11 protein-coding genes and 1 pseudogene are annotated in these 13,180 nt (G+C 61.5%); 8 read left to right on the forward strand and 4 right to left on the reverse strand.

All coding sequences use genetic code 11. From position 1 onward, the window contains the following. Positions 1 to 57: 57 nt before the first annotated feature. Together C8K66_RS31505 and C8K66_RS31510 are read right to left on the reverse strand one after the other, a co-directional pair. Positions 58 to 921: a methyl-accepting chemotaxis protein gene (locus C8K66_RS31505; protein ID WP_371920069.1), complete on the reverse strand. Its 864-nt coding sequence runs from the start codon at positions 919 to 921 to the stop codon at positions 58 to 60. Next, a pseudogene (locus C8K66_RS31510) lies at positions 916 to 1,680 on the reverse strand (MCP four helix bundle domain-containing protein); the annotation flags it as partial. The gene C8K66_RS31505 and the pseudogene C8K66_RS31510, both read right to left, overlap by 6 nt. Before the next feature lie 190 nt (positions 1,681 to 1,870). On the opposite strand from C8K66_RS31510, the gene C8K66_RS02260 reads away from it, so the two are divergent. Continuing rightward, positions 1,871 to 3,082 (forward strand): multidrug effflux MFS transporter, encoded by a 1,212-nt coding sequence (locus C8K66_RS02260; RefSeq protein ID WP_108524167.1) that lies wholly within the window; start codon positions 1,871 to 1,873, stop codon positions 3,080 to 3,082. 43 nt (positions 3,083 to 3,125) lie between these two features. Here C8K66_RS02260 and xerC read toward each other — a convergent pair whose 3' ends face one another. Both xerC and C8K66_RS02270 read right to left on the reverse strand, forming a co-directional pair. Continuing rightward, entirely contained in the window at positions 3,126 to 4,040 is a 915-nt protein-coding gene (xerC, locus tag C8K66_RS02265) for a tyrosine recombinase XerC (protein ID WP_017846244.1), read from the reverse strand. Positions 4,041 to 4,148: 108 nt separating this feature from the next. Beyond that, a complete protein-coding gene (locus C8K66_RS02270; RefSeq protein WP_046383491.1) occupies positions 4,149 to 4,961 on the reverse strand; it encodes a M949_RS01915 family surface polysaccharide biosynthesis protein in 813 nt (270 codons plus the stop codon). 512 nt (positions 4,962 to 5,473) lie between these two features. Here C8K66_RS02270 and arnC point away from each other — a divergent pair. From arnC to C8K66_RS02305, 7 genes are read left to right on the forward strand one after another with little or no spacing between them, the layout of a single operon-like run. Further along, entirely contained in the window at positions 5,474 to 6,511 is a 1,038-nt protein-coding gene (arnC, locus tag C8K66_RS02275; RefSeq protein ID WP_032804319.1) for an undecaprenyl-phosphate 4-deoxy-4-formamido-L-arabinose transferase, read from the forward strand. Further along, complete coding sequence (gene arnA / locus C8K66_RS02280; protein WP_108524168.1) at positions 6,508 to 8,499, forward strand: bifunctional UDP-4-amino-4-deoxy-L-arabinose formyltransferase/UDP-glucuronic acid oxidase ArnA; 1,992 nt, start codon at positions 6,508 to 6,510, stop codon at positions 8,497 to 8,499. Before arnC ends, arnA begins: the two co-directional genes overlap by 4 nt. Further along, complete coding sequence (arnD, locus tag C8K66_RS02285; RefSeq protein ID WP_046489491.1) at positions 8,499 to 9,383, forward strand: 4-deoxy-4-formamido-L-arabinose-phosphoundecaprenol deformylase; 885 nt, start codon at positions 8,499 to 8,501, stop codon at positions 9,381 to 9,383. Before arnA ends, arnD begins: the two co-directional genes overlap by 1 nt. Then, a complete protein-coding gene (arnT, locus tag C8K66_RS02290; protein WP_057004141.1) occupies positions 9,380 to 11,035 on the forward strand; it encodes a lipid IV(A) 4-amino-4-deoxy-L-arabinosyltransferase in 1,656 nt (551 codons plus the stop codon). The genes arnD and arnT overlap by 4 nt, the downstream gene beginning before the upstream one ends. Continuing rightward, on the forward strand, positions 11,032 to 11,379 hold the full coding sequence (gene arnE, locus C8K66_RS02295) for a 4-amino-4-deoxy-L-arabinose-phosphoundecaprenol flippase subunit ArnE (RefSeq protein ID WP_017846250.1): 348 nt from the start codon (positions 11,032 to 11,034) through the stop codon (positions 11,377 to 11,379). The genes arnT and arnE overlap by 4 nt, the downstream gene beginning before the upstream one ends. Then, positions 11,376 to 11,789, forward strand: a complete 414-nt coding sequence (gene arnF, locus C8K66_RS02300; protein ID WP_046489489.1) for a 4-amino-4-deoxy-L-arabinose-phosphoundecaprenol flippase subunit ArnF — start codon at positions 11,376 to 11,378, stop codon at positions 11,787 to 11,789. Before arnE ends, arnF begins: the two co-directional genes overlap by 4 nt. After that, positions 11,786 to 13,165 (forward strand): UDP-glucose/GDP-mannose dehydrogenase family protein, encoded by a 1,380-nt coding sequence (locus C8K66_RS02305; RefSeq protein ID WP_108524169.1) that lies wholly within the window; start codon positions 11,786 to 11,788, stop codon positions 13,163 to 13,165. Before arnF ends, C8K66_RS02305 begins: the two co-directional genes overlap by 4 nt. Positions 13,166 to 13,180: the final 15 nt, after the last annotated feature.

A 13,180-nucleotide genomic window follows, 5' to 3' on the forward strand; every position in this document is an offset into this window, starting at 1 on the left:
TTGCCGATGGCTGCTGGCGTTAGGATTGAGTCGAGTTGTCTAAATCAGCGGTGATGCTCAGAGCCGAAATCGATCCACCGACTGCGACAATTTCCCCGCCAACGCAGACAACTCGTCCGTCGTCGAGGCCGTCGTGCCGATCACCTGGCTGTTGCGCTGCGACATGCTGGCAATCATCTCCACTTGATGGGCAATTTCGTTACTGGCCAGGCTTTGCTCGCTGATGGTGCGGGAGATGTCGTTGACCAACTCGGTGGTGTTGAGGGTGGCCTGGAGAATCTCGCGGATGGCGCGCTCGACTTCGGCGGTCACGGCCATGCCCTTGTCCACTTGTGTGACGCCCTCCTCCATGCTGGTCACCGCTTCGCGGGTGTTTTGCTGGATACGGCCGACCATGCTGGCAATTTCCTGGGTCGAGGCGCTGGTGCGTCCGGCCAGGCTGCGCACTTCATCGGCGACTACCGCAAAACCGCGCCCCTGTTCACCGGCACGGGCGGCTTCGATCGCGGCATTCAGGGCCAGCAGATTGGTTTGATCGGCAATGCCCTTGATGACCTGGATAATGCTGAAGATTGCCTCGGACTCCTTGTCCAGCGTGCGGATGACGTGAGCCGACTGCTGCGCCGAACGGGCAATGCCAGCCATGTCACTGACCACTTGGTGGATCACCCGACCGCCGTCCTTGGCCAAGGCTTCTGCCTGGTTGGCCATGTTCAGTGCGCGCGCCGCATGTTGGGTGATTTCCTCGATACTGGCGGTCATTTCACTGGCCGCCGCCGCCATGGTGCTGGCGGCGCTACTTTGCTGCTGACTGCTGCCCGCCACCTCATGGCAACCCTGGCTCAACTGCTCGCTCATGCCATTGACGCCATGGGCATTGCTGCGCACCACTTCGATCATGCCGCGCAGGTCCCGCTGCATGGTGCCGAGGCTGCGTATCAGCGCGCTGGCCTCGTCCTTGCGCTGGGGCTCGACAATCGGTTCGCTCAAATTGCCACGGGCAATGCTGTCGGCGATGCGGCTTGCGGCCTGCAACGGCCCCATGATGCTCCGGGTAACCCAGCGGCCCTGCGCCAGGAGCAGCAGCAGGCTCGCAATCAACACCACGCCCAAGGTGAAGTTGGCGTTGCTGATGGTTTGTCGGGTGCCGATGCTGGTTTGCTGCGTATTGGTTTCGATCAGCTCGCTGAGGCTCGCCAGCTGACCTTCCAACTGGCTGAAGGCTGTATTGAAGGTCTCCAGTTCGCCGCGAGCGGCCTCCGGGTTGTCCAGCGCGAGTGCCACAATGCGTTCAGCGGCGCTGATATAGGTATCCAGGCTGGGTTTGATTTTTTCCAGGCTGGTCTTGAGCGTGTCGCCCAGCGGCAGCTTGAGGTTGTCCTCCAGCACCTGGCGAAAGTGCTCGGCATGCTCCTTGAGCGAGTTGCCGACCTCGGCCTTGGTGCTGGTGCTTTTACCCAACCCGACCAACATCGCCGACAACACATCGGCGCGCAGGGCGTCGTGCATCATGTCGGCTTCCATGTGGTTGCGCAGCACCGTCATGCTGATCTCGTTATCCTGCACGGCATCGGCCATCCGGACGTTTCCCAGGTAACCGGCCAGGCTCATGATCAAAGCGGTGAGCAACCCGGTCGCAATCAATAGCCATAAGCGTAATTTGATCGTCATGCTGGTCATCCCCGTAGCCTGGACAGCCGGTTGGGAACCCAACCGCTAGAGCGTCACTGATACTGTTATCGGCAGAGGCTCCCTGTTATTGAAGCTCAATTGCGCAGATCTGCGCAGATAAACTCAAAGCCCTCCCCGCCTTGTTTGCGCGGGGGCGGTTCTTTAAGCTGACCGACCTTTGCTTCACCCGGAACTGCCCATGCCTAAACGTATCGCCCGCCTTGCTTTGCTGCTAGGTCTGATCACGGCCGTCGGCCCCTTTGCCATCGATATCTACCTGCCAGCGCTGCCGACCCTGGGCGCCAGCCTGCAGGCCTCGCCGGCAGCGGTGCAGATGAGCCTCACGGTGTTCTTCATGATCATCGGCGTCTGCCAGCTGTTTTATGGCCCGATCAGTGATGTGTTCGGGCGCAAGCCGCCGATCTATGCCGGGTTGGTGATCTTCGCCGTGGGCAGTATCGGCTGCGCCCTGGCGCCGAGCATCGAAGTGCTGATTGGTTTTCGCGCCGTGCAGGCGTTCGGCGCATGCGCGGGGATGGTGATTCCGCGGGCGATTGTGCGTGACCTGTATACCGGCCATGAAGCGGCACGCCTGATGGCTTTGCTGATGTTGGTGATGAGTGTGTCGCCGATCCTCGCGCCATTGGCCGGTAGCCTGGTGATTGCGCTCTGGAGTTGGCGCGAGGTGTTTGCCGTGCTGGCGGTGGTGGCCGTGTTGTGCCTGGGCATGACCATCGTGCAATTGCCTGAAACCCACCCCGCCGAGCGCCGACTGGGCAAGACCCTGGGGCATGCATTCAGCAGTTATGGGGCGTTGTTGCGCGACCCGGTGTTCATCGGTTTATCGGTGGTGTGCGGGTTCGGCCTGGCAACGTTCTTTGTGTTTATCGGCAGCGCGCCGTTCGTATACATCGAGTACTTCGGGTTGACCCCGACCCAATTCAGCCTGTGCTTTGCGCTGAACGCGGCGTCATTTTTTGCCATGAGCCAGCTCACCGCCCGCCTGAGCGCACGCTTCGGGCTGGCGCCGCTGATTCGCTGGTCGGTGGTGGGCGTGGCGGCGGTCATGGTGGTGTTGGCCGCCACCACGCTGTGGGGCAATCACCTGGGCTTGATGATGACACTGCTGTTTATCGGTTTCGGGTTTCTCGGTTTGCTGTTACCGGCGGCCGGGGTGTTGTCCCTGGAGGATCATGGTGCGGTGGCGGGTTCCGCGTCGGCACTGCTCGGCGCGATCCAGATGATCACGGCCGCGGTCTCCATGACCCTGGTGGGAATCTTCGCCGATCACACCCCGGCGCCGATGTTGATTGGCATCGCCCTGTGTGCGGTCGCGGCGATGCTCACCACGTTGTGGACCTTGCGCCGTTTACCGGCGCACTTGCTGCCCGGCGCTCCGCCTTCCTCCTGAGCCATGCCCGAGGATGGAGCGCGGCGACCGCGCTCGCCGACGGCTACAGGTCAAACCGATCCACCGCGCGCCGGCGCTCATTGTCGTCGCGCATGTCATAGCTGGCGGTGGTCTGGATATTGGTGTGGTGCGCAAGTTTTTGTGCAATCGACAGATCATGTTCCTCGATCACCCGCGTGATGAAAGACCGCCGGAAATCATGGGGCATGATCGTCACCCCGACTTGCTGACCGCGCTGGCGGGCGATGTAGTAAATCGCATGCTTGGTGATGCGTTCGCGGGTGATGTGGCTACCCCGGCGGATGCGGTTGAACAGGAACGCATCGTCTGGCTCGCCTTCCTTGAGCTGTTCGCGCCGGAATTCGAGCCAGGCCTGTAATTTGGCGAAGGCCCAGCCCGGCGCGTACTTGATCAGTTCCTTGTTGCCCTTGCCGATCACGCGCAGGCTGCGCTCGCCAAAGTTGATCTGCGCGAGGTCGAGGTTGACCGACTCCGACTTGCGCATGCCTGAGCCATACAAGATGCCGATCACTGCAGCATCGCGCAGGCCCTGGGGGCGCGGATCGGCAGCGCATACGTCCATCATTTCGCGGATCAACGTGCGACGCAGATTGCGCCCCTGGCTCAGGCGTGTACCAGGCGCAGCCTTGACCGTGCGGATTTTCAGCAGGTGTTCCTGGCTGATCAGGCTCATGCGCCAGGCTTCGTTCATGACCCCGCGCACAGCGTTGACATACAGCGATGAGGTATTGGGCGCGTAGCCGTCCTCGCGCAAGGCCGCAACCAGCGCGATCACCTGTTCGGGTTGCAGCAGGTGCCAGTCGATCTCCTCAAGGTTGATGTCCTCGAAGCCCAGGCGGTCGGCGGCATCCTGCAGCACGTAACGCATGGTCAGTTGGCTGGAGGGCGCCAGGCGGGTGAGGTAGAGGGTCAGAGGGTTGCGGATAGACTCAGTCAAGGTAGATCAGCCTTTGGATTAAATACCTCGAGTAACCAATTGTTTATTCGAGGTATTTATTGAATTGGCGACGGCCGAGTCTAACGCACGATCGGCCCTGGCGCCAAATCACGGGGCGGTCTCTTCGTCCTCGGTCGGCTCCTGGGACGGGGTCTGCGCCTGGCCCCATTCAGCATCCTGTTTCTGCATCAGCGCGAACCAGTGCTGACGCATGAACGTCAGGTAGGCCTCCGGCGCCTTGGCAAAGTCTTTCTCGTCGCTGTAGCAACCCGGCAAAGGCAACTCGGTGCCCTGCTCCTTGTACTGGCTGACCAACGCTTGTTGCCCGGCGACGCTGCAATCCCTGGGCAGCGGCATGCCACGCAGTGCCCCGGCCTCTTCGTCCCACCAGGCGGCGCCGACCCGGTCGACCCCGCGCAGGCGGTACTTCTGCGCCTTGCCGACATGCATGATCAGTTTGAATTCATTAGGGCTGACATCACTGGTGCAGGTGCGCGTGTAACCCACCGTAGCCTGGGTGGTGCCGTCGCCGGCAAGGTCGGTGACTTTGGTCGCCGCCATGTCGAAGCGCAGCGCGGCATCGAATTCACAGTGCTGCACGTCGTCGTAGAGCATCCACATGCGCTTGGGGCGGTCACCGTCGATCAGATACTGGGCCGCGTAGACAAACGCCGACTGGGTGCCGTCATCCTCGCGTTCGCTGATTTGCTCGGCCAACACCAGCAGGTTCTTGCCCTGGCGGTCGTCCCAGGTGTAGGCGGCAACTTGCTTGCCGCGCACTTCAACCCCTTCCGGCAGTTGGGCCACCGTGGTCAGCGCCACTGCGTCATCGGCGCATGCGGTGGTGACGCAGGCTGCGCTCATCAACAATCCCATCAACACCGGCCGCCATTGGCCGCCTAAACGCTGCACGCTATTCATCCGAGTACCCTGGCAAGAGATGGCTTACTTTACCGGCACTTGAGGCGCAATGCAGAGAAGATTCTTCAATAAACACACGTAGCAGACACTGCCGCCACGCACCACGCAGATCCGCGCCTACTCAGTGGAGCCCGGCGTCATGCAAAACGTTCCTATTACGCTAAATAAACAACACCCTCAGAGCCTTAGTTGTGTAGCTGAACCCTAGCTGTCTACCTGTCAAATAAACGAGTTTTTCATACGGCTTTCATATTCGTTGAACATTTTTACGCTTAATCTTGGCCATAGGACTTGAGAACGAGCCGCACTGTGCCGACTAACTTGTTGATTCCCCTTTACCTTTGTGGTTTTTGGTCTTTACTCTCTGCTACACATGGAAGACCTCAATACCCCACCAGGATGGTCGGATGAACTCCCCAATTCCACACTAGGTTTAACCAGACACCCGCCTTTTCGGCCAGTGGCTGTTGTCTTCACGCTCCAAGTTGCTCAAACCCCGAGGTTATGAATCTTTGAAACCCTACCCTATTCATTGTGTGTCGATCGTTATCCCGGTCTACAACGAACAAGAAAGCCTGCCTGAATTGCTGCGTCGCACGACGGCAGCTTGCAAGCAACTGGCCTACGAATACGAAATCATCCTGGTGGATGACGGTAGCCGCGACAAATCCGCACAATTACTTGAAGACGCTGCCGCCGAAGACGGCAGCAATGTGGTCGCGGTGATCCTCAATCGCAACTATGGCCAGCATGCGGCGATCATGGCCGGTTTCGAGCAGTGCCGGGGCGATGTGGTGATTACCCTCGACGCCGACCTGCAGAACCCGCCGGAAGAAATCCCGCGCCTGGTGGAACAAGCCGCGCTGGGCTACGACGTGGTTGCCACCGTGCGCAACAACCGCCAGGACTCGGCCTTCCGCCGCTGGCCGTCGCGCCTGATCAACCTGGCCGTGCAGCGTTCGACCGGCGTTGCCATGAGTGACTACGGCTGCATGCTGCGCGCGTACCGCCGCACCATCGTCGACGCCATGCTCGCCTGCCGCGAACGCAGCACGTTTATTCCGATCCTGGCCAACGGTTTTGCCCGTCACACGACTGAAATCCTCGTGCACCATGCTGAGCGCGAACACGGCGAATCCAAATACAGCGCCATGCGCCTGATCAGCCTGATGTTCGACCTGCTGACCTGCATGACCACCACCCCGCTGCGCCTGCTGTCCATCGTCGGCTTCAGCCTGGCGGGCCTGGGCGTGCTGTTCGCCGTTGCGCTGATCGTCCTGCGCCTGGCCTTCGGCGCCCAATGGGCCGGCGGCGGTACGTTCGTGCTGTTCGCGGTGCTGTTCGTGTTCACCGGCGGCCAGTTCATCGGCATGGGCCTCTTGGGTGAATACCTGGGCCGCATGTACAGCGATGTCCGCGCCCGCCCTCGGTTCTTTATTGAAAAAGTGCTGCGCAACCAACCGGCAGCACCGGCACCCGTGGTCGTCGTTGACGGCATGGTGTCCTCCCATACCACCACTACTTCCCCTTCCGATCAGGTTTCGTCATGAATTCAAAAGCTGTTGTCTTCGCTTACCACGATATTGGCTGTGCTGGCATTGAAGCCCTGCTGACTGCCGGTTACGACATTGCTGCCGTGTTCACCCATGCCGATGACCCCAAGGAAAACAATTTCTACGGTTCCGTCGCGCAACTGTGCGCCCGCAAAGGCATTCCGGTGCATGCACCGGAAGACGCCAACCACCCGCTGTGGATCGAGCGCATCGCCAAGCTCAACCCGGATTTCATCTTCTCCTTCTACTACCGCAACCTGCTGAGCGAACCCCTGCTGTCCACCGCCCGCAAAGGCGCGTTCAACCTGCACGGCTCGCTGCTGCCGAAATACCGTGGCCGCGCGCCCGCCAACTGGGTGCTGGTCAAAGGCGAAACCGAAACTGGCGTGACCCTGCACCGCATGGTCAAGCGTGCCGATGCCGGCGCGATCCTGGCCCAGCAGAAAGTCGCGATCGAGCGTTCCGACACCGGCCTGACCCTGCACGCCAAACTGCGTGACGCCGCCAGCAGCCTGCTGCGCGACGCCTTGCCGCAACTGGCCGCGGGCAAACTGGCGGAAACCGCCCAGGACGAAAGCAAGGCCACTTATTTCGGCCGCCGCACTCCAGCGGATGGCAAGTTGGAATGGCAAAAACCGGCTGAAGAACTGTTCAACCTGGTACGCGCCGTGACGCAACCGTACCCGGGCGCTTTCTGCGCCGTGGGCGAGCACAAGCTGATCGTGTGGCAAGCCGAAGTGGTCCAGGGCAACGAAGGCCTGGCGCCTGGCCGCGTGATCAGCGTCAACCCGCTGCGCATCGCGTGCGGTGAAGACTCGCTGGTGATCAAGTTCGGTCAGCGCAACGACAACGGTCTGTACCTGACCGGCCCGTCCCTGGCCAACGAATTGGGCCTGGTAGACGGTTCCGTCCTGCGCGGCGCCGAGTCCGGCCGCAAGCCACGTCGCACCCGTGTGCTGATCCTGGGCGTGAACGGCTTTATCGGTAACCACCTGTCCGAACGCCTGCTGCGTGACGACCGTTACGAAGTCTACGGCCTGGACATCGGCTCCGACGCCATCGAGCGCCTGCGCAGCCACCCGAACTTCCATTACGTGGAAGGCGATATCAGCATCCACACCGAGTGGATCGAGTACCACATCAAGAAGTGCGACGTGGTCCTGCCGCTGGTGGCCATCGCCACCCCGATCGAATATACCCGCAACCCGCTGCGCGTGTTCGAGCTGGACTTCGAAGAGAACCTCAAGCTGGTGCGCTACTGCGTCAAGTACAACAAGCGCGTGATCTTCCCGTCGACTTCTGAAGTCTATGGCATGTGCCAGGACCAGTACTTCGACGAAGACACCTCCAACCTGGTGGTCGGCCCGGTCAACAAGCAACGCTGGATCTACTCGGTCTCCAAGCAACTGCTGGACCGCGTGATCTGGGCCTACGGCGCCAAGGGCCTGAAGTTCACCCTGTTCCGTCCATTCAACTGGATGGGCCCGCGTCTGGACCGCCTGGACTCGGCACGTATCGGCAGCTCCCGTGCGATCACCCAGTTGATCCTGAACCTGGTGGAAGGTACGCCGATCCGCCTGTTCGACGGTGGCGAGCAGAAACGCTGCTTCACCGACATCGCCGACGGCATCGAAGCCCTGGCGCGCATCATCGATAACGACAACGATGTGTGCAACGGCCAGATCATCAACATCGGCAACCCGGAAAACGAAGCGAGCATCCGCCAGTTGGGCGAAGAACTGCTGCGTCAGTTCGAAGCTCACCCGCTGCGCAGCAACTTCCCGCCGTTCGCCGGTTTCCGCGACGTGGAAAGCAAGGCGTTCTACGGCACCGGCTACCAGGACGTGGCTCACCGCAAACCAAGCATCGAAAACGCCAAGCGCCTGCTGAACTGGGAGCCGACCGTGGAGATGAGCGAAACCATCGGCAACACCCTGGATTTCTTCCTGCGTGAAGCCATGCTCGAAATCTCGGACAAGCGCTGATGCAGGCAGGTCTTCGCATTGATGTCGACACCTACCGCGGCACCCGCGAAGGCGTGCCACGGTTGCTCGAGTCCCTGGATGAAGCCGGGGTAAAAGCAACGTTCTTCTTCAGTGTCGGGCCGGACAATATGGGGCGCCACTTGTGGCGCCTGATCCGCCCGCAATTTCTGTGGAAGATGCTGCGTTCCAACGCCGCCGGCCTGTATGGCTGGGATATCTTGCTCGCCGGCACCGCCTGGCCGGGCAAGCCGATCGGCCGCGACCTGGGGCACTTGATGCGCCAGGCCAAGGCCGCCGGGCATGAAGTCGGCCTGCACGCCTGGGATCACCATGGCTGGCAGGCCAACGCCGGACGTTGGAGCGACGCACAGTTGATCGAGCAGGTCCGACGCGGTGTGGACACCTTGAGCGACATCCTCGGTGAACGTATCGACTGTTCAGCGGCCGCCGGTTGGCGCGCCGATGAACGCGTGGTGCAAGCCAAGCAAGCCTTCAACTTTCGCTACAACAGCGATTGCCGGGGCACCAGCCTGTTTCGTCCGACCCTGGCCGATGGCAGCGCGGGCACCCCACAGATTCCGGTAGACCTGCCGACCTTCGACGAAGTCGTCGGGCCGGTGGTGGCTGCCAAGGATTTCAACGGGTTCATTCTCGACCGCTTCGCAGAGTCGAAGCTGAACGTCTACACGATCCACGCAGAAGTAGAAGGGATTCTGATGGCCAACGATTTTCGCCAGTTGCTCGCCCAGGCAGGGCAGCGCGGCATCCATTTCAAACCGCTGGGCGATCTGCTCCCGGCGGACGTCTCCACCCTGCCCCAGCAACAACTGGTGCGCGGCGCCCTGAGCGGCCGTGAGGGTTGGCTCGGAGTGCAGCAGGCATGATCCGCCGTTGGGCGCTGCCCCTGCTGCTGTTGGCATTCGGCGCATTTTATCTGTTACCCCTGGCCACCCATGGCCTGTGGATTCCGGATGAAACCCGCTATGCACAGATCAGCCAGGAAATGCTGCTGACCGGCAAATGGGCGTCGCCGCATTTCATGGGCATTCGTTATTTCGAAAAACCGGCTGCCGGTTACTGGATGATCGCGCTGGGCCAGGCGATCTTCGGGCAAAACCTGTTCGGCGTGCGCTTTGCGTCGGCCTTGAGCACCGGGCTCAGCATTCTGCTGGTGTACCTGGTGTCGCGCCGGTTGTGGAATGACCCGCACAAGAGCCTGGTCAGCACAGTGCTGTACATGAGCTTTGTCAGCGTCGTGGCGCTGGGCGGTTATGCCAACCTGGACCCGCAGTTCACCTTCTGGGTCAACCTGACCGGCGTGGCGCTGTGGTTTTGCTTCGACAGCACCACCCGCAACGGTCGCGTCGGGTCCTGGGCGCTGCTTGGGGTTGCCTGTGGCATGGGTTTCATGACCAAAGGCTTCCTCGCCTGGCTGCTGCCGGTGCTGATCGCCCTGCCCTACGCGATCTGGCAGAAGCGCTTGCGCGAGCTGCTCGGTTACGGCCTGGTCGCCGTCGCCGTGGCGATTGTCATCAGCCTGCCCTGGGCGCTTGCGGTGCAGAGTCAGGAGCCGGATTTCTGGAACTTCTTCTTTTGGCATGAGCATATCCAACGCTTTGCCGGCGCAGACGCGCAGCACGCCGAGCCATTCTGGTACTACCTGCCGCTGCTGGTCGCATTCAGCCTGCCGTGGGTGGCGCTGTTGCCGTCCACCGTCAAGCAGGCCTGGCAGCAGAAGCGCGCGCCCGGCACCGCATTCCTGCTGTTGTGGCTGCTGATGCCGCTGGCACTGTTCAGCCTGGCCAAAGGCAAGCTGCCGTCCTACATCATGCCGTGCCTGCTGCCGCTGGCGTTGCTCATGGGGAACGCGCTCACCGACAAACTGGCCCAGGCGCGTGACCGTGCCTTGCGCATCAACGGCTGGCTGAACCTGATCCTCGGTGTCGTGGCCTTGCTCGCACTGACGTGGTTCCAACTGAAAAAACCGCTGTACGAACACGGCCAGGAAACCCTCAGCCTGGTGCTGGTATTCACCGGCCTGTTCGGCTGGATCATCGCCAACCTGTTGCAGGTTGCACGCCCACTGAAACTGTGGGCCGCGCCGGCGCTGGGCAGCTGGTTGCTGTTGGCATTGGCCCCGGCCGCGCTGCCCCATTCGGTGGTGTACAACAAGACGCCGGATCAATTCATCATCGACCACCTGCAGGAACTGCAACCGACATCCGCCCTGCTCAGCAATGACCTCGGCGCGGCATCGGCCTTGGCCTGGCGCCTGCAACGCACCGACATCACCCTCTATAACACCATCGGCGAAGTGAAATACGGCCTCGCCTACCCGGACGCCGCCCAGCGCAAGGTCGACATGACCCAGGTCCAGCAATGGATGAACGAGGCCCGCCGGCAAGGCTCTGTGGGCGTGGTGATGCGCGTCAAGGGTGACGAGGAGATCGCCGAAGTGAACCTGCTGCCCCCGGACGGCAAGCGCTATGAGCAAGGCAATATCGTGATCCTGATTTTCCCGCGGGTTGCGCCATGATCACCCTGTTCCTGTTATTGGCCGCCTGCCTGCTCACTTGCATGGGCCAGGTCGCTCAGAAGTTCGCCGTGGAAAGCTGGCGCGACCAGCCTGACGGTTGGGCCCTGAAACTGCGCTCTGCCTGGTTGTGGGCCGCGCTGTTGTGCCTGGGTTTTGGCTTGTTGGTCTGGCTGCTGGTGCTGCAGCGCCTTGAAGTCGGGATTGCCTACCCGATGCTCAGCCTCAATTTCGTCTTGGTCACGTTAATGGCGCGCTTCGTATTCAAGGAGCACATCGACACCCGGCATTGGCTGGGTGTGGCGCTGGTGATTGCCGGCGTCGTGCTGCTGGGGCGCCAGGTATGAGCCGGGCTCGCGGGTTTGCCTTCGCCCTGGGCAGTGTCGGCCTGGTCAGCGCCGCCCAGTTGGGGATGCGCTGGAGCATGACGCGCCTGCCCCTGCCGGACGAATGGCTCGGCGCATTCAGCAGCAACGCCATCGACCTGGGCGCCCTCGGCGTGGTGAGCCTGGCAATCCTCGCTTATGCGCTGTCGATGCTGTGCTGGCTCTGTGCGCTCAAGGATTTGCCCCTGGGCCGCGCCTATTCGCTGCTCAGCATCAGCTACGCGCTGGTCTACCTGTTGGCCGCCAGCCTGCCGGTGTTCAACGAACATTTTTCGCTTTCAAAAACCCTGGGGGTGGCCTTGGTCATCCTCGGTGTACTGGTTATTAACTCTCGTCGTGCTAGCACAGCAAGCCCCAGGAATGCCCCATGAAAATCAGTGTATTTGGTAGTGGTTACGTCGGTCTGGTACAGGCCACTGTATTGGCCGAAGTCGGTCACGATGTCATCTGCATGGACGTTGATCAACACAAGGTCAGGCAATTGCAGCAGGGCCATGTGAGCATTTTCGAGCCAGGGTTGGCGGCGATGGTCAAGGAGAACCTTGAAAGCGGACGACTGAGCTTCACCTTCGATGAAAAGCTCGCCGTCGAACATGGCGAAGTGCTGTTTATCGCGGTAGGTACGCCGTCGGATGAAGACGGTTCGGCGGACTTGAAATACGTGCTGTCGGTCGGCGATGCGGTTGCCCGCCATCGCGTTGAGCCGGTGATCCTCGTGGAAAAATCCACTGTACCCGTCGGCACCGGCGACACCTTGCGCGCCCATATCGAAAAGGCCCTGCACGGGACCGGCCGGCACCTGGAGTTCGATATCGTCTCCAACCCGGAATTCCTCAAGGAAGGTTCGGCGGTTGCCGACTGCCGCCGCCCGGACCGCATCATCATCGGCTGCGAGCGTGAAGCAGTGCGCGAAGTCATGCGCGACCTGTACGCGCCCTTCAACCGCAACCACGATCGCATCATCTTCATGGACCTGCGCAGCGCCGAACTGACCAAGTACGCCGCCAACTGCATGCTGGCCACCAAGATCAGCTTCATCAACCAGATCGCCGAACTGGCCGAACACCTGGGGGCGGACATCGAAGCGATACGCCTGGGCATCGGCGCCGACTCGCGCATCGGCTATCACTTCATCTACCCAGGCTGCGGCTACGGCGGCTCGTGCTTCCCCAAGGACATGCGCGCCCTGATCCACAGCGCCAAGCAGGCCCATTGCTCGAGCGACCTGCTCGAAGCCGTCGAAGCGATCAACCAGCGCCAGAAGAGCAAGCTGTTTGAGCGCGTCAACGCCTTCTTCAAGGGCGACCTGCGCGGCAAGACCTTCGCCCTGTGGGGCCTGGCCTTCAAGCCCAACACCGACGACATGCGCGATGCCCCGAGCCGCGTGTTGATGGAAGCGCTGTGGGCAGCCGGCGCCAATGTGCGCGCGTTTGACCCCGAAGCCATGCAGGAAACCCTGCGGATCTACGGCGACGACCCACGGCTGATGCTGATGGGCACTCCGGAATCCACCCTGAGCGGCGCCGATGCGCTGATCATCTGCACGGAATGGCAGCAGTTCAAGGCACCGGACTTCGACCTGATCCACCAACGCCTGAACACTCCGGTGATCTTCGATGGGCGCAACCTGTACGACGGCGAGCGCCTGGCGCGCAAAGGCTTCCAGTACTTCCCGATGGGCCGTGGCGACTCCTGCCAGTTGCCGATTCCCCAGCAACAGTGGGTGCCGCAAGCAGGGGAAGCCTGACAAGTGAAAGATCAA

This window comes from Pseudomonas sp. GV105 (assembly GCF_003058185.1).
GTDB classification, from domain to species: Bacteria; Pseudomonadota; Gammaproteobacteria; order Pseudomonadales; family Pseudomonadaceae; genus Aquipseudomonas; species Aquipseudomonas veronii.